Here is a 23,980-nt window from a genome sequence, read left to right as displayed (position 1 = left end):
CGGCCCCGACCAGTCCCCCAGCGGGGCCGTGCGCCGGGGGGCTCGGGCCCGCAAACCCGTCCCGTGCCGCGCTGTGGGAGCGGCGGTTCCGGGGCACTACCAGGGGAAGACCATGAACGGGATCACCATCGCCGCCGACGACACGTCGGTGGCGCGGCAGGACTACGACGTGATCGTCGTGGGCGCCGGGTTCGCCGGGGCCGCCGCGGCCCGCGAGCTGTCGGCGCGAGGGTTGGAGACGCTCGTCCTCGAGGCGCGCCACCGGCTCGGCGGGCGCACGTGGACGGACACCTTCGCCGGGCGGAGCGTGGAGATGGGCGGCCAGTTCGTGTCCGAGGGGCACCCGCTGGTGATGGACTCCCTGCGCCGGTACGGCATCGGGACCGTCAGCGGCCCCGCGCCGACGCGCGCGGTGATGCCCACGCCGGACGGTCCGGGCACGTTCACGCTCGCCGACCTCGTGACCCGGCAGGGCGGGCTGCTGGAGAAGCTGTTCGAGGGGTCGCGGAACTACTTCCCGCTCCCCGAGGAGCCGCTGTTCCGCGCGGACCTGATCCGCGACCTGGACCGCCTGTCGCTGCGGGACCGGCTGGACGAGCTGGACGTCTCCCCCGCCGACGAGAGCTGGGTCACCGGCATCACCGCGGGCCAGTCCGGCGGTTCCAGCAGCTTCAGCGCGCTGACCAGCCTGGCCCAGTGGTGGGCGTTGGCGGGCTGGAACACCACCGACTGGTACGCGAGCCAGACCCTGCGCCCCGCCACCGGCATGTCGGGCCTGATCGAGGCCGTCCTCGGCGACTCCACGGCCACCGTCTGCCTCAACGCGCCGGTCCGCGCCATCACCCAGAACGGCGAGCGCGTCACCGTCACCGCGGGCCTCGGCCGCGGCTACACCGCCAAGGCCGTGGTCGTGGCCGTGCCGGTCAACACGTGGAAGACGATCAAGTTCTCCCCCGGCCTGCCCCGCGTGCACGCCGTCGCGACGCGCCAGGGCGTGGGCGTCCCGAACATGCGCAAGCTGTGGCTGCACGTCCGCGGCTTGGAGGACGACGTGGTCGTCAACGGCGCCGAGGGCGACCCGTTCGCCGCCTTGGTCTCGCAGGGCAGACTGGCGGACGGCCAACTGATGTTCGGCATCAACGCGTTGCCCGCACTGGACATCAGGGACCGCTCCGCCGTCGAACTGGCCCTCAAGGAAGTCCTCCCGGAAGCCACCCTGGTCGACTTCCGCGCCCACGACTGGGGCGCCGACCCGTACTCCCGAGGCGCGTGGGCCCTCCGCAAACCCGGCCAGCTCACCACCCAGCTCCCCGACATCCAGCACCCGCACGGCCGGATGACCTTCGCCACCTCGGACATCGCCAGCGGCTGGATCGGCTTCGTCGAGGGCGCCTTCGAATCAGGCCTGCGCGCCGCCCAACAGGCAACCGCCCTCGTGCACTGACACCGAGACCCCCGGCCGTTCGCGTTCCGTAAGGATCTTCGAGCCCGTGAGCCGGCACGCTCCACTGGAGACCACCGGTGACGAGAGGGCGTTGGGGCGATGCGCGGCAGAGCTGTTCGCACAGTCGTGGGGGCGGTCGCCGGGCTGGTCGCCGCGGTGCCGATCGGGCTGCTGTTGGGCACCGGTCTGCCGTGGTTCGCGGTCTACTCCCTCGTGGTCGGCGCGGTGCTCGGGGCGGCGCGGCGGCAGGACACGGCGGTGTCGCTCGCGGGTGGTGTGCTGGTCGGCGTCCTGGGGTGGTTGCTGTTCTCCTTGACCGCGGCCCCGCTGCTGCACGGCGACGCGCCCACGTGGTCGGCGGTCGCGGCGGCGTCGGCCTACCCGGCCCTGGTCGCCGATCTGCTGCACGGTGCCGTGACCGCCCTGCTCATCACGCTGCTGCCGACACGGGCACGCGTCCACGGGGAGGCGGCGCCACCGAAGCGGGTCGTGATCGTCGGTGGCGGGTTCGGCGGTGTGGCGGCGGCGAAGCGGTTCGAGCGCCTCGCGCTGCGGGGCGCGCCGATCGACGTCACGCTCGTCAGCGACTCGAACTTCCTGCTGTTCACGCCGATGCTGGCGGAGGCGGCGTCGGGCGCGGTGGAGGCGTCGCACATCAGCGCGCCGGTGCGCTCGGCGGTGGCGCACACCCGGTTCCGCCACGGCCGCGTCGAGTCCGTCGACACCGCAGGCCGGACCGTCCACATCGGATCGGAGTCCCTGCGCTACGACCACCTGGTGCTGGCCGCCGGGTCGGTGCCGCACGCGTTCGGCCTGCCCGGTGTCCGGGAGCACGCGTGGACGATGAAGAACCTCGCCGACGCCGTCCGGCTGCGCAACCACGTGCTCGCGCTGCTGGAGCGGGCGGACGTGGAGCCGGACGCCGAGCGGCGAAGGAGGCTGCTGACGTTCGTCGTCGCGGGCGCGGGGTTCGCGGGCACGGAGGTGGTGGCCGAACTGTTCGACCTGGTGCACACGGTGTCGCGCTACTACCCCGGCGTGGGGCCGGACGAGTCGCGCTTCGTGCTCGTGCACCCCGGAGACCGGATCCTGCCCGAACTGCCCGCCGAACTCGGCGAGTACGCGCGGGAACGCCTGACCGCGCGCGGCATCGAGTGCGTGCTCGGCGTGCGGGTCGTCGAGGCGGAGGCCGACCGGGTGCTGCTGTCCGACGGCGAGCCGATCGCCACCCGGACGTTCGTGTGGACCGCGGGCAACCGCCCGAGCCCGCTGGTCGACCTCCTGCCGCGTCCGAGCGGTGACGTGGGGCCGCTGGTCACGGACGCGGCGCTGCGCGTGACCGGCCTGGACGGGGTGTGGGCGGTGGGCGACTGCGCCCACGTGCCCGACCCCGCCAACGCCGGGAAGCCCTGTCCTCCCACGGCTCAGCACGCGTTGCGCCAGGGCAGGACCGTGGCGGACAACATCGCCGCCGCCGTCGCGGGTCGCGAGCCCGCCGAGTTCCGGTTCCGCACGCTCGGCGTGCTGGTCGCGCTCGGCCACCGGACGGCCGCGGCGGACATCCGCGGCCGCCTGTTCTCCGGCTTCGCGGCCTGGCTGCTGTGGCGGGCCGTCTACCTGGCGAAGCTGCCGGGGATCGAGAAGAGGATCAGGGTGTTCCTCGACTGGACGCTCGACCTGGCCTTCCCGCGCGACATCGTCGTCACGAGCACCCCGGCCCCGGACAAGGTGGACGCCCGATGAGGCGGACGGCGGGGATCGCCGAGGGCGGTGTGGCGGGCGCGGCGGGCGGGCTGGTGTTCGGCGCGACGATGGGCGTGTTCGGCATGCTGCCCACCGTGGCCTCGATCGTGCGCACCGACTCGGTGGAGGTCGGGTTCGTCGTGCACATGGCCATCGCGGTCGTGATCGGCACGGGGTTCGGGATGCTGGTGGTGCGCAGGCGGGTCCGGGTGAGCGAGACCGTGTTCTGGGGTCTGCTCTACGGCGCCTTCTGGTGGTTCCTCGGGCCTCAGACGCTGCTCCCGCTGCTGCGCGGCACCGCGGTCGCCTGGGACGTCGCCGGCGCGCGCACGGTGCTGCCTAGCCTGTTCGGCCACCTCTGCTACGGGGTGGTGCTCGCCGCCGTGTTCGTCCTGACGCGGCGGAACCACGCCGCCACGCGGGCGCGGTGGCGGGTCGACGCGGTCGGCCGCGGCGCGGTGGCGGGGCTGGTGTGCGCCGCGGTCGGCGGCCCGGACGTCGGGCGGCTCGTCCTCGGCGCGGTGGTCGGCGCCTGCTACCCGCTGCTGTTCACCGCCCGCCCCGAAGCCACCGGCCCGGCGTTGATCCGCGGCACCGTGTACGGATTCCTGTGGTGGGTGCTGCTGCGCCTGTCGCTGGAACCCCTGCTGCGCAACGGATCCCTCGACTGGTCGCCGGACGCCTCCACGGCGGCGGTCGACCGGCTGCCCGGCTACCTGCTGCTCGGGGCGGGCACCGCGGTGCTGTTCACCTGGTTCGGCGCCCTCGCCCGAGGGCTGTTCGTGGACGACGTGCGGGTCTTCCAGGCCGAGGCGCCGGGCGGTCGCGGGCTGCGGGCCACCGGGTACGGCGCGCTCGCCGGACTGGCGGGCGGTGCGGTGTTCACCGCCGTGATGGTGCTGGTCGGCGCGCTGCCGACGGTGGCGCGGATCATGGGCGCCTCCTCCCCCGCCGCGGGACTGGTGGTCCACCTGGTGATCTCGCAGGTCATCGGCGTGTCCTACGCGGTGCTGTTCCGCCGTCGCAGCTTCGACCCGGTGTCCGGGATCGGCTGGGGCGTGTCCTACGGGTTCTTCTGGTGGGTGCTCGGCAACCTCACCCTGCTGCCGTTGTTGACCGGCGGCCACGTGGACTGGAGTGCCGCGGGGCTGGCGGCCGGGTTCCCGTCGCTGGTCGGGCACCTGGGCTACGGGGCCGCGCTGGGCGCGGTCTACCAGTGGCTCGAATCGCGCGCCAACCCGTGGTGGGTGACCAGGAGCGAGGCGGAAGCCGCTCGCGCCACCGCCCGGCGCGAGCAGGTCCTGGGTTCCGCGCCCGCGCTGTGGGTGCTGACGGTGCTGATCGCGGTGACCCTCCCGGTGCTCGTCGGCTGAGCGGGCGTCACGCGATGGCGGTCAGCACCCCGTCACGGCTGCCCACCAGGAGGACGCCGTCGGCGGTGAGCGCGGGGTAGCTGTCGACCGGGCCGCCCACCTCGACGTCGAACAGTCGCGCGCCCAGCGCCTCGTACCCGTAGACGTGGCCGTCCTGGCCGCCGAAGTACACGCGGTGCGCGCGGTCGACGACGACGGACGTCCACACCAGACCGCCGGCGGGCCCGTAGACCGCACGGCGTTCCCCCGTGGCGCTGTCGAACACGAGGATCCGGCCCGCGTGGTCGCCGAGGTAGGCGAGACCGTCCGCGGTCACCGACGGCGACGAGTAGGTGATGAACCGCGGCGCCTTCCAGGCGAGCGACCCGTCCGGGTGGTAGGCCCACTCGTGGTCGCCGTTGGTGCCCAGCAACACCGTGCCGTCCGCGGCGAGCCCAGGCGAGACCTCGGTGATCCCGTCTCCCGGTCCCCTCCGCCACGCGATCACGCCGTCGGTCCCGCGGTCGTCCACGGCGACCAACTCGGAGTCGACCGTCGTGTACACCCGGCCCGAGCCGTCGGTGACGACCGAGGCGTAGGAGACCCCGCCCGCGTCGACCGTCCACAGCGGACCGCCGGACACCGGGTCGAGCGCGGCGACCGTGCCGGTGGTGTCCCCCACGTACACCCGCGTCCCGTCGACCGTCACCGGTGACGTCGGCGAGCCGTCCAACCGCACGGACCACAGGCGAGCGCCGTCCGGCGACAGCGCCACGACCTCGTGGCCGGGCGTGGGGAACAGGACCACCCCGCCGGGCAGCACCAGGGGCGACACGGACAGGTCACCACCACCGGTGGCGCCGGAGTCGTAGGTCCACCTGTCCGCGCCCGTGACCGGGTCGAGGGCGTGCAGCACGCCACCGTTCGACGACGCGTACACCGTCCCGTCGGCGCCCACCACCGGCCCCGGCGTCACCGCGCCTTCGAGCGAACGCCGCCACCGCACCACGCCCTCGCGCGGCCCGTCCCCCGTCGACGAGCCCCCGTGCCGCGCGTCGTGCAGGGCGGACGGCCACGGCGCCCAGGTCGCGACCGCGGGCGCGGTCGAGGGGATCCTCGGCGTCGTCCCCGCCGGAGCGGCGGCGCACCCGGCGACGAGCGTCAAGGCGGCGAAGTGCCGCAACGAGATCATCCCCCGATGCTAGGCAGGGGATCCGGCTCCGCTCCTTACGAAGTGCGGACGCCTCCGCCGGTCACCCGGCCGTGGGGAAGGTGAGGAAGCGGACGGCGTCGGTCGTGGGCACGTGGTGGGCGTGGATCCAGCCCCGGTGGGGTTTTCCGGCCAGGTGGAGGTGGATCAGGGGCTTGAAGGTCAGGGCGTCGATGCCCTCGTACCGGTGGCGGACGATCGAGTGGTGGATGTCGTCCGACACGACGGTCACCAGCGGTGTCGTGGCGTGGTGCAGCGCCGCCTTCAGCTCCGGGGCGTCCAGCAGGCGGCACGCCAGGTCCACGGCCTCGCCGAACGCGCCCTTCTCGTCGTGGTGGACCTCGCCCGCGTGCACGGCCGCGCGCAGGCGGACCCCGTCGGTGGTGCGGTGGTTGTGGTCGGTCAGCAGCCCGGCCAGTTCGGGGAGCAGGGTGGTCAGGAGCTTGGTCTTCGGCACGTGGTCGGCGGGGTGGATCAGCAGGATCGCGCCGTCGCCCCGGTCGATCGGCGGGTCGCGGTGCTCGGGGGTGATGCCGGTCCGGTCGAGCGCGCGGTCGAGCAGGTCGTACAGCACGTCGCGGAACCGGGCCTTCGCCGGGTTGGTCCTGGTGGTCGAGCCCTCCACGTCGACCACGACGATCGACCGGTAGTGCGGCACGAGCGCGGACCCGCGGTCACTGGTAGCCGCGGATCTGGCAGAAGGCCCTTGCCAGCTCGCCGTTCCTCGCATCCCACACCTCGCCCCCGGTGGACTTCGCGATGTCCTTCATCTGGTCCACCGCCGCCTCGCCGAACAGGATGGGGAACACCGGGGTCGGGGTCCGGCGGGTGGCGAGGAACGCCGTGAAGTCCGCGGCCACGCGGCCGGTGTTGCTCTCGCCGTCGGTCATCAGCACGACGCTGGTGAACCGGTCCTGGTCGGTCGCGGCGTCGAGCACTCCGAAGGCCCCGACCAGCCCGTCGTAGACGGCCGTGTCGCCGCCCGTCGCCAGACCGTCGACGGCGGCGCGGACCGCGTCACGGGACGCCTGGGGCGCCTGCTCGTCGATCGTGAACGCGAGCGGGGCGCCCACGTCCTGGTCGAACGGCAGCAGGACCACCTCCTCGCGGCTGCGGAACCGGCAGTGCTGCCCCACGAGCGAGGTGTCCGTCCCGGTCAGCCCCTTGAGCGCGGCCTGGAGCGTCCGCATCCGGTCACCGGCCATCGACCCCGAGACGTCCAGCGCGTAGACCGTCCGCGAGGGACGGCGGAAGCGGTCGGCGTAGGCGGCCAGCAGCGCGTCGATCGCCGGTCGCGAGTCGGGGAACGGGAGCTCGACGAGGTCGTCCGGCTGGCCCTGCGCCATCGGGACGTCCGGCACGCCCGGACGGCGCGCGGTGCGCTCCACGATCTCGCGCTGCGCCTCGGGTGTGCGCAGGTAGTCGGCCAGCCGCCGGTGCGCGTCGCGCGCGGCGGGGTCCGCCGACGCGAGCAGGGTCAACGGGTAGTCCGCGCTCACCACGCCGTCGGCGGGGTAGACCAGGTCGAGCGGCTCCGGCAGCTTGCCCGACCTGTTCAGGGTGGTCAGCGACGCCTCGTAGCCGATCAGACCGTCCAGCGGCGGACCGGGCTCCTCCCCCGTGCTCCGGCGCAGGAACGTGTCCGCCAACCACCCCGACGAGCCCGCGGTGAGCCGCTGGGCGGAGAAGAACCCCGTCATCCGGCCCGCCACGCGGTCGATCGAGGTGGTGTCGAGCACGCGTCCGGTGCCGTCGAGGGCGGAGGCGACCGCGACGAGAGCCGAGAACCCCGTGTTCGACGCGGCGGGATCGGTCATCGCGAAGGTGAACCCACCGCGCTCGGCGGCGGCCGCGATGTCCGACCAGGACACCCTCCTGCCTGTCCAGCCGAGTTTCCGCGCGGTCGAGTCCTTCACCCCCAGCACGACCGGCGACCCCATGATCCGCGCCGTGCCCGCGAGCCGCTGCTTGGCCTCGGGAATCGTGGCCAGGTAGCGGTTCGAGGAGAACCAGAGCGCGTCGTGCACGCCGTCCGCCCGCCCCTCGGCGACGGTCTGCGTGCCCTCCAGGCTGCCGGTGAAGGTCATCTCCACGGTCACGCCCGTCGCCTTGGCGGCCTCGTCCAGGATCGGCCGCATGTCGGCCAGCTCACTGCCCGCGAGCACCCGGAGCGTGGTGGGAGGTCCGGGCTCGACCCGCGCGCCGGACGACGCCGTGACGAACGACTCCGACGTGGTGCACCCGGCCAGGACGAGCGCGGCCAGCGCGACCGCGATGCCTCGGCGGCTCATCCCGCACACCCGTTCCCGAGCTTGGTGAGCCTGCTGACCTCGGCGAGCATGGGTTCCAACCGGGCGAACGTGGGCGGGTCGACGACGTCGATCGGCTTCGGGAGGGTCGTCTGCTCCAGGTCGGCCTGCGGCTCCTCGACGCGGAACCCGTGCCGGGCGGCGAGCTTCTTGAGCTCCGGGTCCTTGAGCAGCAGCCGCCCGATCTCGCGGCCGTGGCCCGCGGCGTCCAGGGGGACCAGCGTGTGGCGCGAGTAGGTGGTGGGCCGGGGGAACATCTTCACCGCGCCGTCCGGGAGCTTCCGCTCCGGTCGGGAGGTGTCCAGGAACTGGGACTCGTACAGCAGGGCCATCGGGACCGTCCCCATGCCCTTGGTGAGGTAGTCCTCGTACAGGTACTGACTGGTGCCGAGCTTCGAGCCCTGGTTGGACATCAGCTTGCAGAGCGTGGGGAGCACCTTCTGCTGCTGGTCGTTCGTGGCGACCACGACGCCGCCGTTGGCGACCTGCGAGGCGATCGACAGGAGCATGATCGCCGAGTTGGAGTCGTCGGGGTCGGTCGACTTGAGCTGCACGGTGAGCTTCGGCAGAGCGCTGTCCAGGTCGCTCCACAGCGTGTCCTTCATCAGGACGGGCAGCAGCGCGGCGATGTCCAGCACCTGGCTGCCGTCCGAGGCCTTCTGGACGACGCCCGCCCCGGTCAGCGCGTCCACGATCGGCTGGTGGGTGGCGATCACCATCGGCGAGGTGAAGGGGACGAACTGCTCGTGGACGCCGAGCGTCGTCTTGATCTTCTCGGCGGTCGGCGTGCTGGAGGGGAACGCGAAGGTGTAGCCGTCCCTGTCCTTCTGGATCGCGTCGAGCATGTTCCGCGACCCGTCCTTGTCGATGCTGATGGTGAACCCGGCGCGGCAGAACCGCGCCACCACGTCCCGGTCCTCGAAGTAGGCGACCTTCTCCGACCCGATCACCCCGCGCACCGCGGTGGTCGGCGTGCTCGGGTCGCAGGACGACCCCGACTGGGTCCCGACGTTGTTCTTGAGGATGACGACCGCCACCACGGACACCAGCACCACGCCGAGGAAGATCATGGCGATCCGGCCGTGCGCCGAGGTGAGGAGCAATCGGGTCCTGCCGGTCACGAGGCCGTCCCCCCGATCCCGGTCTCCAGCAGCCGCAGGTCCGGGGGCACGAGGGTCGCGGTGTCCAGGAGGGTGCGCAGCAGGTTGCGCTTGATCGCCTCGGGGTGGGCCGAGGCCGAGGTGACGCCGTCGACGCCTCCCTGCGCGAGCTTGCGCCGCACGCCGTCGACCACGTTCTCGGCCTTGCGGTCGGTCCACCGGGACTGGCCGGGGACCTCGCCGAGCACCTGGCTGGTCCGGTTCCACGACAGCGGGTGCGCCCCGTCGACCCGGAGCAGGAAGTCCTGGAACAGCGCGACGAGCACCAGCCGTTCGCGGTCGGTCAGCGGCCAGGACATGTCGCGGGTCGCCGCCGCGGGTCGGGACTCCTCCTGCCTGCCGCGGCCGCCGCTGATGAGCAGTTCGATCACGTGCACCCTCGATCCCTGGATGTAGAGCGGCGTGTAGCCCGGAGGCAGCGCGGTCTCGTGCTCCTTCAGCACGGGCGGGAGGTCCGGGACGCGGATCGGGAGCTTGCCGTTGTTGCGCAGGGTCCAGCCCCGGCCCGCCGCGTAGCGCAACGTCGCGTGCTCGCGGCTGACGTACCAGTCGCCGATGCCGACGGTGATGTGCACGTCGGGGGAGTTGCGGCCGAGCACCAGCCGGTTGGCCGGGGCTGGAGCGGCGCCGTAGCCGCCGTCCTCGCCGAGGACGAAGGCCGTGTCCGCGGGCGCCTGCGAGCCGTTGAGCAGCGGTTCGTGCCGCAGGAGGCTGGGGGTCGACGGTCCGAGGCGGTACATGCCGAGCGGTGTTCCCATGGTGTCCACCTCTCCGAGGGGCGTTGTCGGGGAAAGGCTAGGGCGGGGGTGGCGGGACCCCTCCCGGCTCGAAGTCGCGGGTCTGGTCGTGCGGCAGCGCGGGCGGCCCGTCCGGCTGACGGCCCAGTCCGCCGAGGCCGACGGTGAACGCCATCGACGCGACCGCGAGCATCGGACCGGCCCAGGCCAACGTCGTCACGTCCACGAGGCCCATCGGCAGGAGGAGTCCCGCGACCACCAGGCCGCCCACGCCCGCGGCGGCCACCGGCCACGCGGACCGGTCCTCCACGGGCGGCGTCGGTGGCGGTGGGGGTGGTGGTGTCCCGTCGATCGCCGCGCGCGCGGCCTCCGCCAGTTCCGGGGCCGTCTGGTAGCGGTCCTCCGGCATCTTGGCCAACCCCTTGGCCACCACGGCCTGGAGCCCGGCGGGCAGGTGCGGCGGCAGCGGCGGCGGCGGGGTGTTGAGGTGCGCCATGAGCAGGTTCATGTCGTCGTCGCTCTCGAACGGCTTCACGCCCGCCAAGCACTCGTACAGGACGACCGCGAGCGAGTAGACGTCCGCGCGGTGGTCGGGTTTCTCGTTGGCCCGCAGCCGTTCCGGCGCGACGTAGGCGGGCGTCCCGACGATCTGGCCGTTGCGCGTCACCGGTACCCGGCTGATGTCGATGGTCTGGGCGATGCCCCAGTCGAACAGCCAGGAGTGGTCGACGCCCGCCCGCGACCCCGGTTCGAGCAGCACGTTGGACGGCTTGACGTCCCGGTGCCGCAGGTTCTGCTGGTGCGCCGCGTCCAACGCCGAGGCGACCTGCTCCATGACGGTCACCGCGCGCTCCGGGGGCAGCGGTCCCTTCTTGATCTCCGAGGCGAGGTCGGTCCCCTTGATCACGCGCATCGCGATGTAGGGCCTGCCGTTGACGTCGTAGTCGTAGACAGGCAGCACGTGCGGGTGCTCGATGCGCCCGGCCAGCCCGCACTCCTGCCGGAACCGCTCCTCCAGCTCGGGGTCGCTCAGCGCGCCCTTCGGCAGCACCTTGAGCGCCACCCTCCTGCCGGTGCGCTCGTCGAGCGCCTCGTACACCGTGCCCATCCCGCCACGGCCGAGGGTCGAGAGGATCTCATAGGGACCAACCTTTTCGGGCACAGTTCCACTCCTCGCGAAGCGAGGCCGTCATGACCTCACGGATCGTAAGGCCGCATATTTGGGACCGGTCCCGGATTCTGCGGCGCCGACGTTCTCCGAAAGCGGATCGGCGAACGGGTGAGCGCCAACGGAACGATCTTCTCTGGGGAAGTCGCGGAGGTCAGGATCGTCGTTACGGCTCGACGCCCATTCACCATTCACTCGAAAGGGTTGTTCCGAGAGACAGGCGGAATGCCTCACCACACAACATCAAGATGAATGGGAAGTGAACGAGTTGCATTCGAGTCACCCCGCCGCGCGACCGGGAAATGGCGCTCGCGCGCACCGTTCACGCACGCGCTCCACGAAAGCCACGGTGTGGTTCGCCACACCAGGAGAGTTGAACTCGAGGCGACGCTGAGGTGTACTCGACACGACGCTGCCACCCGGCCGCGGTGGACCAGGGAGTGATGTGACCGGCGTTGCCCGCGGTACCGAGAGCACCGCACAGGTCAGCAGGCTCCCGCTGGAGGCCAGACCGGACCGGCAGGACGTCCGCCGCTGGATCCGAGGCGTGTGCGCCACCCGACTCGACGTCCACACGCTCGTGGACGTGCTGCTGGTCGCGACCGAACTGGTCGACAACGCCTACCGCCACACCACCTGCCCACTGGAACTGAGCCTCGCCTGCACGGACTTCGGCGTCATGATCGAGGTCTCCGACGGCGACAAGCGGCACCCCGCCGAGATGGCGGACGCCAACCGCACGTGGGGCAACCGCGGCATCCAGGTGGTGACCGAACTGGCGACCTCCTGGGGAGTCCGCGTGGACGGCACGGGCAAGACCGTGTGGGCGTTGCTGCCGCTGGTCGAGACCAAGGTCAAACCGCGCTCCGGCTAACCCTGCTCGACGGGGAGGTGGAGTGCGGAGTCCGCGCAGAACACCGTGTAGCGGCAGCGTTGCGGGCCGCGGGCGAAGCGCGGGTACGCGCCACCGGAGACCTGGAGGCGGACGCGGTGCCCGGCCCGGAACCGGTGCGCGCACGAGCCGAGCGGCAGGACCACCGTCGTGGCGCCGGGGTCGAGACGGCGGAACGCCTCGGTCACGTTCCAGGACCGGCCGCGGGTGTCGACCTCGCACAGCCGGACGAAGAGGTCCGCGTCGGAACCCGTCACGTCGAGCCGGAGTTCCACCCGCGGAGTCCCGACGACGTCGAGCGGCGCGGCGAGCGGCGCGGAGGTGAAGGTGACGACGTCGGCGCGGCGCTCAAGTGGACGGTTGTCCTGTCGTCCCGCCTTGGACGACATGTGCCGTCCGCCGAGCGACGGCGTGGGATCGGCCGGGTCGTAGGCGAAGTCCGCGATCCCGACCCCGTCCCCCTCGCTCAGCACGCCGCTCGCGGTCGGCCGCCAGGTGCGGTCACCGGTCCTCGGCGGCCAACTCGGCAGGGTCCGCCACGTGCCCGCGCCGGTCAGGTGGACTCGGACGGGCTCTTGGCGCGCACTACCCGCACCGGCGACGTGCTGGTCGAACCACGACAGCGCTTCCGCGTCGGTCACCAGGGACGCCTTGGCCGCGGTGTCCAGGTGGGTCCAGGGGCCGACCGTCAGCGCGACGTCCACGCCGCGGGCTTCGAGCTGCCGGAACTGCTCGAGGGTCTGGTCGAGGAAGACGTCGTGCCAGCCGCCCACGAGCAGGGTGGGCACCGTGGTCGACGCGAGGGCGGCGGTGGCGTCGTGGTCCGCCCAGAACGGGTCGTCGAGGTCGGTGTGGGCGAGCCAGTCGGTGAACCACGTCCGCTCGCCGCCGAACACCGCGGCCGCCGCCAGTTCGGGGGTCCGCTCGCGGAGCGCGCCCCGCACCCGGCGTCGAGCGGAGACGAGCGCGTGCGGCCCGCGCGCCCGCACGGTGGCGCTCCAGGTGAGGAAGTCCGCGAGCGCCAGTGAGCCGGTCCCCCGGATGGCGCGGGAGAAGTCGTGCGGCCCCGCGACGACGACGCACGCCCGCAGTTCGGGTGGGGGGTCCTGGAGCAGCGCCCACTGCGTCCACCCGAGGTACGAACCGCCGAGGGTGGCGAGGCGTCCGCCGAACCACGGCTGCCGCCGCAGCCAGGCCACGGTGTCGTGGGCGTCCGCCGCCTCCTGCGCCATGGGCCGGAACGTCCCGGTCGACCCGTCTGTCCCCCGGACGCTCTGCACCACGACCCGGTAGCCACGAGCGGCGAAGGCGCGCCCGTGGAACAGGCTCTCCGGCAGCCCGCGCCCGTAGGGCGTGCGGACGAGGACCGTGCCGCGGGAGGCCCCGACCGGCGCGTAGAGGTCGGTGACCAGTTGCGCGCCGTCCGCCGTGGGCACGCGGACGCCGCGTTCGACGGTGTACGGCGTTCTCGCCGGCGGCAGGCCGAACACCTTGCCGTGCACGGCTCCGACAACGCGGGCCAGCGGACCCGCGGGCGTCGACCTCGTCATGGTTCGTCCTCCCGCCGGCCATCCGGAATAGCTATTCCGGATGCTACCCGCCCGGCGGCCCGCCGACTAGCATCGGCGGGATGAGCACGCCGCGACGGCGCGACGCCCAGGCCAACCTCGCGCGCATCCTCTCCGCCGCGACGGCCGTCTACGCCGAACGGGGCTGCTCCGCCCCGCTGTCCGACATCGCCGAAGCGGCGCAGGTCGGGGTGGCGACCGTGTACCGGACGTTCGCCACCAAGGACGACCTGATCCACGACGTGTACGAGCCCGCGTTCCGGGCCGCCGAGCGGCAGGCGCTCGACGCGAGCCTCGCCGAGGACCCGTGGACGGGCATCACCTCGTTCCTGGAGCAGGCGGTCACGACGATGGCGGCCGACCGCGGTTTCCGCGACCTGCTGGGCGGCTCCTCCGGCGACGCGCTGGGCTGGTCGCGGCCGCGGACACCCCACCGGCTGGTGACGTTGGTGGAGGACAGCCACAACCGCACCGGCACCCACCTGGACAAGCTGGTGCGGCGGGCGCGCGAGGCCGGTGTGGTCCGCGACGACCTCGTCGCCGGCGACTTGCTGCTGCTGTCGATGGCGGCGCACACCGCGGTCGAGATCGGTGGGTCCGCCCATCCCCTGCTCTACCGGCGGATGCTCGGTTTCCTGCTGGACGGCCTGGTGCCCGCTCGCGGGGCGCCCACACCGCTCCCGGAGCCCGGACTGACCAACCCGCAGATCGCCGACCTGGACCGGCGACGACACGAGCGGACGTCCGGCGCCCCGGAAGCGTGACCGGTCAGACGGCGGCCGCGGCCCGCTTGATCAGGTCGGCGACCGCGGCGGGCTGCGACTCGTACACGGCGTGGCTGGCCGCGACCTCGACGACCGTCGACCCCGCCCGTTCGGCCATGGCGCGCTGCGCGGGCGGCGGGATCATCCGGTCGTCGGTGGCGACCAGGTACCAGCTGCTCGTCACCCGCCACGCGGGTTCGCCCACCGCGCCCGCGAGGGCGTCGAGGCCCCACGGGACCTGCGAGTCGGCGAGGAACGCCGCCCGCTCCGGCGTGAGGTCACCGGCGAACGAGTCGTGGAACTTCTCCCTGTCCAGGAACAGGAAACCGTTCCGCGGCGGCAGGATCGGCGGCACGGGGGCGCCGGGTGGCGGGTCGGCGATCAGCGTGTTGACCGATTCGCCCTTGTCGGGGGCGAACGCGGCGATGTAGACGAGCGCGGCGACACCCTCGTGGGTGCCCGCCTCGCTGATCACCGCGCCGCCGTAGGAGTGACCCACCAGCACCGACGGGCCGTCCTGCCGGTCGAGGACCTGCCGGGTGGCGGCGGCGTCGCCCTCCAGCGACAGGGTGGGGTTCTGCACGACGCTGACCCGGTAGCCGTCACCGGTGAGCAGGTCGTAGACCTGCTGCCAGCCGGAACCGTCGACGAAACCACCGTGCACGAGCACGACGTTGCGCGCACTCATCTTGACCTCCTCGGAACGTTCGGACGCCACGACGGTAGGTCTGGCAGGCGGGGGTCCGATTGCGTCAAATGACCGCACTTGGCGTCAGTCGCGGTCCAAGGCGTCGCGCAATCCGGCCCGCGAGGTGACGCCGAGCATCGGGAACACCCGGTACAGGCACGCGCCCACGGTCCTCGGCGACAGGAAGAGCCGCGCGCCGATCTCCTTGTTGGTCAACCCCGCCGCCGCCAGGTCGGCGATCCGCCGCTGCCGTGGCGTCAACGCGACGCCCTGCCGGGGACCGTCCGGCCGCGCCCCCGCGGCCCGCGACCCGGCGCGGGCCCGCGCCACCCACGGGCGGGCGCCCAAGCGGTCGAACCGCTCCACCGCGGCGGCGAGGCGCGCACGGGCCCGAGCGGTGTCCCCGCTCCTGCGCAGGCGTTCGCCCGCGTACAACTCGGCTCGCGCGAGGTCGAACGGCCACCGGTCCGCGCCGGGGGTGGCGAGCGCGTCCGCGAACAGCTCGTCGTCCGGCCCGGTCATCGCCTCGGCGACCTTGGCGACGAACGCCAGCCGGGGCGAGAGCGCGCCGACCTCCCGCGCGGCGACGGCGTGGGCGAGGGCTTCGGCCCGCCTGCCCGAGTTCGTCGCGGCGTCGACGACGTCGAGGACCGTCCACAACGCGTGGGGGACGCAGGGGGCGAACCGGCCCGCCGGGGTGATCGCCGTGGCGAAGCGGTAGGCGGCGTCGAAGTCACGTCTGCCGAGCGCGTCGAGGGCCGCCACGTGGCGCGCGTAGTGCCGCACGAGACCCGCGCGCCTGCTGTCCGCCCAGTCCTCCAGCTCCCGAACCTCCTCCTGGACGTCCTCGCCCCGCGCGGCGCCGATCAACGCCCGGAGGAACCGCCCCGGCCGTGCCAGGAGCTGGTAGCCGTGGCGCGCGCACAGGTCGAGGCCCTTCTCGACCGACGCCTGCCCCTCGGCCCACTGGCCGGAGTGGAAGGCGTCGTTGCCGAGCAGGAACAGCGCCTCCACGGCGGACACGACCGACCCGCCGTCCTCGCCTCGGCGCACCACGCGGTTCAGCGGGTCCCGGCAGCCCGCCAGGCGGTCGACGTACGAGGCGGCGACACCGACCCGCACGATCCGGACCGGGCTGTGCTCGTGCGGGAGCCCGGCGATCGTCGCGTCGAGCCGGTCGAGCACGCCCGCGGACGACCGGGCGGGGTCGGCGAAGGTCGACCCGAGGATCGCCAGCAGTTCGGACGGGCGGGGCGGCGACGCGGCCGTGAACCGTTCCCAGTGAGCCCGCCCGCCGCCGAAGGCGGACACCAGCACCAGGGTGTGCAGGGCCTCGGCGAGCAGCCGGTCCGCCGGATCGGCCCGGTCCACGGCGGCGGCGAGCAGCCGGTGCGCGGCCTCGACGTCGTGGTCGAGCAGGTCGTTCACGGTCGCGAGCACGACGCTCAACGGGGGTTCGGCGGTCGGACGCGCGGGCTCGACCGGGCGCGGCGCTTCGTCGGGGTCGCCGATGACGGCGGCGCCGATGTACGCGGCCTCGGCCAACCTCCCCGCGCGCCCCTCCTCGGCGGAACTCAGCTCCGCGGCGCGGACGAGTTCGCCGACCGCCAGCGCGGGCGCTCCGCGGAGCAGGTTCCGGTGCGCGGACTCCTGCAACAGCGTCGCCACGTGCTCGTCCGGGCCCGTGGCGGCTTCCGCGAGGTGCCAGGCCCGCCGTCCCGCGTCGTCGGGGCACGCCGCGGCGAGGTCCAGGTGCACCTCCCGACGTCGCTCCTCGGTCGCCTCCGCCACGACAGCGGCTCGGACCAGCGGGTGCCGGAACGCGATCCGGCCGCTCGACTCGTCGACGTCGACGAGCCCCAGGCGTTCCGCTGGAGCGAGACCCTCGGCGTCGCCGGCCCCGCCCAACGCCACCACGAGCAGCGACTCCCGCGTTCGCGGGGGCAGGGCGCGGACGCGCGTGCCGAACGCCTCGCGCAGGCGCTCGGTGAGGGGCAGCACCGCGGGCAGCGAGCCGACGGCGGACCGCTCGCCGAGCGCGATCGGCAACTCCAGCAACGCCAACGGGTTCCCGCGCGCGTCCTGGACCAGGCGACGCCGCACGCGGGCCGACAGCGCCGGAAAACGCCGTTCCACCAACGACGTCGCCGCGTCGTCGTCGATCGGGCGGAGGTCGTGGCGCGGGAACTCGCCCGCACCGCCGTCACGGGCGGCGGCGAGGACGCCGACCCTCGTGCCGCTCACCCTCCGCCCGATGAAGCGGAGGATCCGCGCGTGCGCGGGGTCGACCCACTGGAGGTCGTCGACGACCAGCAGCAGCGGTCGCGTGGCCGCCGCGTCGGTGAGGCGGCTCAGAGCGGCGTGGGCCACGACCAGCGGGTTCGGGTCGGCGTCGACGTCGAACTCGACGCCCGCGACCCGCAGCACGGCGGTGCCCGCCGCGGTCGCGTGGCAGGCGGCGGCCTCCAGGAGCGCGGTCTTGCCGACTCCAGGCTCGCCGCCGACCAGCAGCGCTCCGCCGGACTCGGCGGCACGGTCCACGAACGCCAGCACGACGCGCAGGTCGTCATCGCGGCCGAGCAGGTCGTGGGTCACGGGCGGCCCTCGGCGTCGGGCAGCGAGCGCAGCGCGTCCCGCAACCCGGCGCGGGACGTGACGCCCAGCTTGGGGAACGCCTGGTGCAGGTGCGTGCCCACGGTCCGGGGCGACAGGGTGAGCCGCTGCCCGATCTCCTTGGTGGTCAACCCCTCCGCGGCCAGCCGGACGACCGCGAACTGCTGCGCGGTGAGCAGCGAGCGGGACTCGTGCCCGCCGGTGGGCCGCAGCTCGCGTTCGGTGCGCGCGAGCCAGGGCGTGGCCCCGAGTCCGGCGAAGATCGCCCGCGCCTCCTCCAGCCGAACGCGGGCCCGCCGGTTCAGCCGCGCCCGGCGGAGCCGTTCGCCGTGCAGCAGCAGGACGCGGGCGTGCTCGAACGGCCACAGCTCCACTCCGGGACTGCCGAGCGCGGTGTCGAACAGCTCGAACGCGCGCTCGTCCGGGGCGATCATCGCCTCGGCCGCGCCGACGTGCAGCACGTAGCGCGGGGAGAGCCGGTCCAGTCGGGCGTCTCGGGCCGCCGCGACGTGCGCGACGGCGTGGTCCCGCCGTCCGGTGCGCAGCGCCGACTCGACGAGGTCCAGCACCAGCAACGGCGCCGCGGGCACGTGGGACGCCAGCTCGCCGGGCTGGGACACCGTCGCCGCGTGCCGGTAGGCGGACTCGTAGTCGCCCCGGCCGACTGCGGCCAGCGACAGGGCCTGCGCGGCCAGGTGGGACAACAGGGTCACGCCCCGAGGAGCCGCCCAGCCGATCACCCGGTTGGTCGTGCCGGTCGTCGTGCGGTCGTCACCCCGACCCGCGGCGACCATGGCCCGCGGGTAGAGCCCCAGGCAGCCGAGCAGGCCGTACCCGTGCTCGTCCGCCAGGCGCACGTGGTCGTCGGCGAACTCCACCGCCTCGTCCCACTCGCCTCGCGCCAAGCGGTCCAACGCCAGCAGCGACAGCACGTGCAGCTCGACCGTCCCCGGCAGCTCCGCTCGGCCGAGCAGCCGCGACAACGGTTCGCGGCAGGCGGTCACCCGGTCCACGAAGGCGCCCGCGAACGCGGTGCGGACGAGGTCCACCGGCGCGTGGTCGTCCAACTCGGCGATCTCCGCGTCCAGGGAGTCCACAGTGGACAGCGCGGTGCGCACCGGGTCCGCGCACAACGCGCGCAGCAACGACACCTGACGGGGCAGCTCGGGGCCGAGCACCGCGGTGATGCGGTGGAAGGCGTCCCACAACCGCGGGCCACCACCGAAGTAGCACACCCAGCCGAGGGTGATGACGGCGTCGACGACCGTGCTGTTCGCGGTGTCCGGCTCCTGCGCCTCCACCGCGCCCACGAGCAGCCGGTGCGCGGTGTCGACGTCGCCCTCACCGCTGAACAGCAGGTAGTGGGCCGCCGTGACCGCACTGCTCAGGTCGGGCGCGGCGTCGTCTCCGCCGCGCACGTCGTCCAGCAGCTCTGGGACGCGGCGCAGTCGACCGTCGGCGAGCGCGCCCAGGTACGCGGCTTCGGCCAGCCTGCGACGGCGGTCGGCGCCGGAGGTGCTCAGGTCCGCGGCGCGCAGCAGCGCCACCACCGCGCCCGCCGTGTCCCCGCGCGCACGACTGCGGCCGGCCGACTCCTCCACCAGCGCGGCGACGTGCTCGTCCGGCTCGGCGGTGGCGTGGGCCAGGTGCCAGGCGAACCGGTCAGGCCGGTCGCGCGTCCGCTCGGCGAGGCGGGCGTGCGCCCGCCTGCGTTCCGCCGTCGTCGACAGCGCCACGACGGCGGACCGGGTCAACGGGTGCCGGAACACCACCGCGCCGTCGTCCCGGTCGACGAGGCCCGCGCGCTCCGCGGGGGCGAGGTCGTCTTCCTCGATGCCGCCCAGCGCGGCCACCAGGAGGGCGCGCCGCGTCGAGGCGGGCAAGGCGCTCACCCGTGCGGCGAACGCGCCGCGCAGGCGTTCGGTCAACGGCAGCGCCTCCGGCACCGCGCTGGTCCCGACCCGCTGCGCGGGCGTCAACGCGGCGGGCAGTTCGAGCAGCGCCAGCGGATTGCCCCGTGCCGCGCCGACGAGCCGCTGCCGCACGGACGGCGTCAACGCCGGAAACCGCGACCCCACCAACTCCTCGGCCGCCTCGTCGCTGACCGGCAGCACCACGCGCACCTCGCCGCCACCGGCCTGCCCCCGCGTCGCGAAGAGGAACCCGACGCGGTGCAGCGCTCCTCTCCGCAGCACCTCGTCCACCACCATGGCCGTGACCCGGTCGAGCCAGTGGAGGTCGTCCACGGTCACCAACAAGGGCTGTTCGGCGCCCGCCTCGACGAGCAGGTCGTGCACCGCGTCGACGACCTGCTCACGACCGGGCCGCGGCCCGCGCGCCATCCCCAGCGCGACGGCCAGCGGACCGGTCACCTCACGCCCGCGCAGCAGGCTGACCACCTGGTGCAGACCGGCGAACGCGATGCCGGTCTCGAACTCCGAGCCCGACACCGCCACCGACCGCATCCCCTGGGCGCGAGCGTGCTCGGCGGCCGCGTCCAGCAACGCCGTCTTGCCCACACCGGGTTCCCCGGAGAGCACCAGGACGCCCGTGTCCACCGCGCACCGGTCGACGAACTCGCGCAGCGCGCGCACGTCCGCGTCACGACCGACCAGCGCGTCTCGGTTCACCCTGTCCCCCTGGCGGCTTCGTGGCAGTGGCCGACGAAACTACCCCGCCCTCTCCGGGACGGTCGACTCACGAGGGAGTACCGCGCCCTCCCGTGAGAACGCCGATCACCCACTGCTGAGCCTGGGCGCACATCTCCCGTTCGCTCCCCCGGCGGTGGGCGACGACCGCGTCGTCCTGCCAGAGCATGGCCGCGACGACCTTCTCGCTGACCGGGGTCAGGCCGATCCGCCACTGGAACTCGGCGGAGTGGATCAGCCGCTCGGCGGTGAGCCACCGGCCGAAGTCGCCGAGCTGGACCTTCCACGCCGTCGAGGACGCGGCCAGTTCGGCGACGGACCGCGCCGCGGGAGGCGCCGCCGACTCGGGGGGGGTTTCGGCTCTTGGCGCCCGGTGGTCATCCGGCGAACTCCATCCCCGAACGCCCGCTCCGCCGGGTACCGGTTGATCAACTGGCGGGCGACCTCGCCTCCACCAGTGGCGAGATCCCCGTTCGGACTAGCCGAACCGCCCGTTGACGTAGTCGGCGGTCCTGGGGTCGGTGGGCGCGCCGAACATCGCGTCGGTCGGGCCCTCCTCGACCACGTGGCCGGGGTCGCCGTCCTCCGCGAGGAAGAACGCGCAGCGCTGCGAGACCCTGGCGGCCTGCTGCATGTTGTGCGTGACGATCACGACCGTCACGTCGGTGCGGAGGTCGGCGATGGTCTCCTCGATCCGCCGGGTCGAGGTGGGGTCCAGTGCCGAGCACGGTTCGTCCATCAGCAGGACGTCCGGGCGCACCGCGAGCGACCTGGCGATGCACAGCCGCTGCTGCTGCCCGCCGGACAGGGCGCCGCCGGGCTGCCGGAGGCGGTCGCGCACCTCGTTCCACAGGCCCGCGCGGGTCAGGCAGGTCTCGATCAGCTCCTCGCGGCCCGACTTGGACACCGTCGTGCCGGTGAGCTTCAGCCCGGCCGTGACGTTGTCGGCGATCGACATGGCGGGGAACGGGTTGGGCTTCTGGAACACCATGCCGATCCGCCTGCGCGTCTCGGTGATCCGCCGCCCCGGCTGGTAGATGTCCACGCCGTCCAGCCGGACCTCGCCCGCGAGCGCGGCGGAGGGCACCAGTTCGTGCATCCGGTTGAGGATGCGCAGGAAGGTCGACTTGCCGCAGCCGGACGGGCCGATCAGCGCGGTCACGGTCCCGGCGGCCATGGTGAGCGAGACGCGGTCCAGCACCTTGCGCGGGCCGAACCACGCGGACACGTCGACCGCGTCCAACGTCGCGCCCGCGACCGCCGGTTCCAGGTCCAACTGGGTCAACGACACGCGCGCTCCTCGGGACGTGGGGCTCCGGCGCGCGACGGTAACCCGCGCACCGGTACGGCCGGTGAACGCCGGGTTCACCCCGCATGGCCACCACCGAGTCCACAATGGACTCGACCTAGTTGGGTGCACGTTCATCCGCGAGGGGTGGGGCGAGAGCACAACCTTCGCCGCGCGGTGGTGGTACGGCCCCCTGACCGTGCGGCACCGTTTGCAGCGTCCCGCTCGGGACAGAAAGTCGTTGAGGCACAAGGAGAATTCCGAATGCGCTCCACGTTGATGAAGGCCGCGGTGCTGGTCGCGGCCGCCGCGACGTTCGCCACCCTCACGGGCACCGCGCAGGCCGACCCCTCGGGTGTCGTCCCGGCGGCGACCGACGTCGTCGGTGTCGGCTCGGACACCACGCAGGGTGTGCTCAACACGCTGACGGCCCACTACAACACCAAGTCCCCCGCGCCCGCCAACAAGGCGTACTCCTGGGACGCGGTCGGCTCCGCGTCGATCACCCCGAAGTCCGGCGCGTCGTCCATCACCCGCCCGAACGGCTCCTCGGCGGGCATCAGCACGCTGATCGCCGACGGCACCGCGCACAACGTCGACTTCGCGCGCTCGTCCCGCAAGGCCAAGGCCGACGGCAGCGAGGCGAACTACGGCTTCATCGAGTTCGCCCGCGACACCGTCACCTACGCGACCGCGAGCACGACCTCCGTGCCCGCCACCCTCACCACGGCCGACCTCAACGCCCTCTACAGCTCCGCCGCGGGCAGCGCGGCGTGCAACCGCACCGCCTACCTGCCGCAGGCCGGTTCCGGCACGCGGACGTTCTTCCTGGAGAGCATCGGTCTGACGGCCGCCGGCACCTGCGCCAAGGACACCTTCGGCGGCGCCCCGGTGCAGGAGCACAGCGCCACCCCGCTGCTGGGCGACCCGAACGCCGTCGCTCCGTTCTCGGTCGGCCGCGCGGTCGGCGTGTCCGGCATCAAGGTCAACTCCGTCGACGACTCGGTCCGCCCGGTCACCAAGCCCGTCGCCTCCGAGACCGCTCGGGTGGACCCGGCGACCGGCCAGACCGTCACCTCCGGCGGGGTCGTGGCCTACGACCGCGCGCTGTTCAACGTGATCCGCAAGTCCGACAAGACCGTGGCGAAGTTCTCGTCGCTGTTCGGCAGCCTCGGCTACATCTGCACCAACACCACGGCGCGCGCCGACATCGTCGCCGCGGGCTTCCGCCGTTCGACCAACTGCGGTGTCGACCGCAACTGATCGCACCCCGCTAGCGCAGGACGGAACCCGGCGACCGCACGAGTCGCCGGGTTCCCCGCTCTCTCCCCCTACCAAGGAGAAAACCGACCATGCGTCGACGCACCTTCGCCACGCTCACCGCGGCGTTCGCCGCCACCCTGATCACCGGCGCGCCCGGCGTCGGGCAGGCGTCCCCCGCCGCCACCGCCGCGATCTCCGTGCCCGGCTACGAGTTCAGCCTGATCGGCGAGCACAGGCTGTCCGGCCGCACCAGATACCAGGACACCCGGGTCGGCGGGTTCACCGGCCTGGACTACGACCCGGCGACGGGCGACTTCCGGCTGCTCAGCGACGACCGGACCAACGCCCGCTTCTACACCGGCCGCATCGACCTGTCCGGCGCGCACTGCGCCCGGCCGACGACCACGGGCGTGAGCAAGCTCAAGCAGGCCAACGGCAAGCAGTTCCCCGGCGTGGACCCGCAAGCCCTGCGGTTCGACGCCGCGACGGGCGAGGTGCTGTGGGCCGACGCGGGCAGGCGTTCGCCCGCCTCGCTGGTCGACCCGGCCGTGCGCGTTGCCCGGCCGAACGGCTCGTTCGTCAGCCAGTACGCCACGCCGGACGTGCTGAAGGTCGGCACGGCGGGCGTCGGCCCGAAGTCCGGCCAGTCCCTCAGCGGCCTCGCGCTGACCGGTGACGGCCAGGCGGTGCTCAGCGCCGTGCGCGGCCCGCTCCTCCAGGACGGCGACGCGACCCGGCTGACGTTGCAGGACCGGGCGACCGGTGAGCTGCTGGTGCAGTTCGCCTACCGCCCGGACGCGGTGGCGGGCAACGGGATCGGCGAGATCCTGCTCGCGGGCGACAGCCGGTTCCTGGTGCTGGAGCAGGCGGGCGCGAACTCCGCGAAGCTCTACGAGATCGACTTCGCCGCGGGCGCCACCAACGTCGGCGAGTTCCCGGCGCTCGCGGGCGTCGACTACCTGCCGATCGCCAAGCGGCTGGTGCTGGACCTGTCCCAGCTCGGCCTGGGCTCCGTGGACGACATCGAGGGCGTCACCTGGGGCCCGACCCTCCCGAGTGGCGAGCGCACGCTGGTGTTCGTCTCGGACAACGGCCTGGACGCCGCCAAGTCCACACAGTTCATCGCCGTGAAG

At 73.3% G+C, this 23,980-nt stretch carries 18 protein-coding genes; 7 read left to right on the top strand and 11 right to left on the bottom strand.

What is annotated here, in order from left to right:
- The 3 genes from ACFWW9_RS38455 to ACFWW9_RS38445 form a co-directional block, all read left to right on the top strand.
- A partial coding sequence (locus ACFWW9_RS38455) for a flavin monoamine oxidase family protein (protein WP_390387431.1) occupies positions 1–1,444 on the top strand: 1,444 nt, incomplete at its 5' end.
- A 99-nt stretch (positions 1,445–1,543) separates the two neighbouring features.
- Complete coding sequence (locus ACFWW9_RS38450) at positions 1,544–3,187, top strand: NAD(P)/FAD-dependent oxidoreductase (RefSeq protein WP_390387429.1); 1,644 nt, start codon at positions 1,544–1,546, stop codon at positions 3,185–3,187.
- Positions 3,184–4,560, top strand: coding sequence for a hypothetical protein (locus tag ACFWW9_RS38445; protein ID WP_390387427.1), 1,377 nt, complete (start codon positions 3,184–3,186; stop codon positions 4,558–4,560). The genes ACFWW9_RS38450 and ACFWW9_RS38445 overlap by 4 nt, the downstream gene beginning before the upstream one ends.
- 7 nt (positions 4,561–4,567) lie before the next feature.
- On the opposite strand, the gene ACFWW9_RS38440 is transcribed toward ACFWW9_RS38445, so the two are convergent.
- The 6 genes from ACFWW9_RS38440 to ACFWW9_RS38415 form a co-directional block, all read right to left on the bottom strand.
- Positions 4,568–5,731: a PQQ-binding-like beta-propeller repeat protein gene (locus ACFWW9_RS38440; RefSeq protein WP_390387425.1), complete on the bottom strand. Its 1,164-nt coding sequence runs from the start codon at positions 5,729–5,731 to the stop codon at positions 4,568–4,570.
- A 61-nt stretch (positions 5,732–5,792) separates the two neighbouring features.
- Positions 5,793–6,407 (bottom strand): hypothetical protein, encoded by a 615-nt coding sequence (locus ACFWW9_RS38435; protein ID WP_390387423.1) that lies wholly within the window; start codon positions 6,405–6,407, stop codon positions 5,793–5,795.
- Positions 6,408–6,423: 16 nt separating this feature from the next.
- Positions 6,424–8,040, bottom strand: coding sequence for a substrate-binding domain-containing protein (locus tag ACFWW9_RS38430; protein WP_390387422.1), 1,617 nt, complete (start codon positions 8,038–8,040; stop codon positions 6,424–6,426).
- Positions 8,037–9,179 carry a hypothetical protein gene (locus ACFWW9_RS38425; RefSeq protein ID WP_390387420.1) on the bottom strand — a complete coding sequence of 381 codons (1,143 nt, stop codon included), beginning with the start codon at positions 9,177–9,179 and terminating at the stop codon, positions 8,037–8,039. The genes ACFWW9_RS38430 and ACFWW9_RS38425 overlap by 4 nt, the downstream gene beginning before the upstream one ends.
- Complete coding sequence (locus ACFWW9_RS38420) at positions 9,176–9,976, bottom strand: FHA domain-containing protein (RefSeq protein ID WP_390387419.1); 801 nt, start codon at positions 9,974–9,976, stop codon at positions 9,176–9,178. The genes ACFWW9_RS38425 and ACFWW9_RS38420 overlap by 4 nt, the downstream gene beginning before the upstream one ends.
- 37 nt (positions 9,977–10,013) lie before the next feature.
- Positions 10,014–11,117, bottom strand: a complete 1,104-nt coding sequence (locus tag ACFWW9_RS38415) for a serine/threonine-protein kinase (RefSeq protein ID WP_390387418.1) — start codon at positions 11,115–11,117, stop codon at positions 10,014–10,016.
- A 451-nt stretch (positions 11,118–11,568) separates the two neighbouring features.
- Between ACFWW9_RS38415 and ACFWW9_RS38410 the strand changes: the two genes are divergently transcribed.
- Positions 11,569–11,997 carry an ATP-binding protein gene (locus tag ACFWW9_RS38410; protein ID WP_390387417.1) on the top strand — a complete coding sequence of 143 codons (429 nt, stop codon included), beginning with the start codon at positions 11,569–11,571 and terminating at the stop codon, positions 11,995–11,997.
- Here the strand turns inward: ACFWW9_RS38410 and ACFWW9_RS38405 are convergent.
- Positions 11,994–13,565 carry a CocE/NonD family hydrolase gene (locus ACFWW9_RS38405; RefSeq protein WP_390387415.1) on the bottom strand — a complete coding sequence of 524 codons (1,572 nt, stop codon included), beginning with the start codon at positions 13,563–13,565 and terminating at the stop codon, positions 11,994–11,996. The two genes, ACFWW9_RS38410 and ACFWW9_RS38405, sit on opposite strands and share 4 nt — an antisense overlap.
- An 80-nt stretch (positions 13,566–13,645) precedes the next feature.
- Between ACFWW9_RS38405 and ACFWW9_RS38400 the strand changes: the two genes are divergently transcribed.
- Positions 13,646–14,347 (top strand): TetR/AcrR family transcriptional regulator, encoded by a 702-nt coding sequence (locus ACFWW9_RS38400; RefSeq protein ID WP_390387414.1) that lies wholly within the window; start codon positions 13,646–13,648, stop codon positions 14,345–14,347.
- A 4-nt stretch (positions 14,348–14,351) separates the two neighbouring features.
- Here ACFWW9_RS38400 and ACFWW9_RS38395 read toward each other — a convergent pair whose 3' ends face one another.
- The 4 genes from ACFWW9_RS38395 to ACFWW9_RS38380 form a co-directional block, all read right to left on the bottom strand.
- Positions 14,352–15,035 carry an alpha/beta fold hydrolase gene (locus tag ACFWW9_RS38395; protein ID WP_390387412.1) on the bottom strand — a complete coding sequence of 228 codons (684 nt, stop codon included), beginning with the start codon at positions 15,033–15,035 and terminating at the stop codon, positions 14,352–14,354.
- A gap of 84 nt (positions 15,036–15,119) precedes the next feature.
- On the bottom strand, positions 15,120–17,630 hold the full coding sequence (locus ACFWW9_RS38390; protein ID WP_390387411.1) for an AAA family ATPase: 2,511 nt from the start codon (positions 17,628–17,630) through the stop codon (positions 15,120–15,122).
- Positions 17,627–20,278, bottom strand: coding sequence for an AAA family ATPase (locus tag ACFWW9_RS38385; protein ID WP_390387410.1), 2,652 nt, complete (start codon positions 20,276–20,278; stop codon positions 17,627–17,629). The genes ACFWW9_RS38390 and ACFWW9_RS38385 overlap by 4 nt, the downstream gene beginning before the upstream one ends.
- 496 nt (positions 20,279–20,774) lie before the next feature.
- On the bottom strand, positions 20,775–21,581 hold the full coding sequence (locus tag ACFWW9_RS38380) for a phosphate ABC transporter ATP-binding protein (protein ID WP_390387433.1): 807 nt from the start codon (positions 21,579–21,581) through the stop codon (positions 20,775–20,777).
- A gap of 267 nt (positions 21,582–21,848) precedes the next feature.
- Here ACFWW9_RS38380 and ACFWW9_RS38375 point away from each other — a divergent pair, with 267 nt between their 5' ends.
- The gene (locus ACFWW9_RS38375) at positions 21,849–22,847 is read left to right on the top strand and encodes a hypothetical protein (protein ID WP_390387408.1); all 999 of its coding nucleotides are present in this window, start codon (positions 21,849–21,851) and stop codon (positions 22,845–22,847) included.
- Positions 22,848–22,936: 89 nt separating this feature from the next.
- The coding region (locus ACFWW9_RS38370; protein ID WP_390387407.1) for an esterase-like activity of phytase family protein at positions 22,937–23,980 on the top strand (1,044 nt) is incomplete at its 3' end.

This window comes from Umezawaea sp. NPDC059074 (assembly GCF_042738955.1).
GTDB lineage: Bacteria > Actinomycetota > Actinomycetes > Mycobacteriales > Pseudonocardiaceae > Umezawaea.
The sequence above is the reverse complement of the archived record's forward strand: the minus strand, read 5'-3'. Positions and strand labels throughout refer to the sequence as shown.

Coding starts and splice junctions, on each gene's coding strand:
- ACFWW9_RS38450 (WP_390387429.1), top strand. CDS start 1,544: ATGCGCGGCAGAGCTGTTCGCACAGTCGTGGGGGCGGTCGCCGGGCTG.
- ACFWW9_RS38445 (WP_390387427.1), top strand. CDS start 3,184: ATGAGGCGGACGGCGGGGATCGCCGAGGGCGGTGTGGCGGGCGCGGCG.
- ACFWW9_RS38440 (WP_390387425.1), bottom strand. CDS start 5,731: ATGATCTCGTTGCGGCACTTCGCCGCCTTGACGCTCGTCGCCGGGTGC.
- ACFWW9_RS38430 (WP_390387422.1), bottom strand. CDS start 8,040: ATGAGCCGCCGAGGCATCGCGGTCGCGCTGGCCGCGCTCGTCCTGGCC.
- ACFWW9_RS38420 (WP_390387419.1), bottom strand. CDS start 9,976: ATGGGAACACCGCTCGGCATGTACCGCCTCGGACCGTCGACCCCCAGC.
- ACFWW9_RS38405 (WP_390387415.1), bottom strand. CDS start 13,565: ATGACGAGGTCGACGCCCGCGGGTCCGCTGGCCCGCGTTGTCGGAGCC.
- ACFWW9_RS38400 (WP_390387414.1), top strand. CDS start 13,646: ATGAGCACGCCGCGACGGCGCGACGCCCAGGCCAACCTCGCGCGCATC.
- ACFWW9_RS38395 (WP_390387412.1), bottom strand. CDS start 15,035: ATGAGTGCGCGCAACGTCGTGCTCGTGCACGGTGGTTTCGTCGACGGT.
- ACFWW9_RS38375 (WP_390387408.1), top strand. CDS start 21,849: ATGCGCTCCACGTTGATGAAGGCCGCGGTGCTGGTCGCGGCCGCCGCG.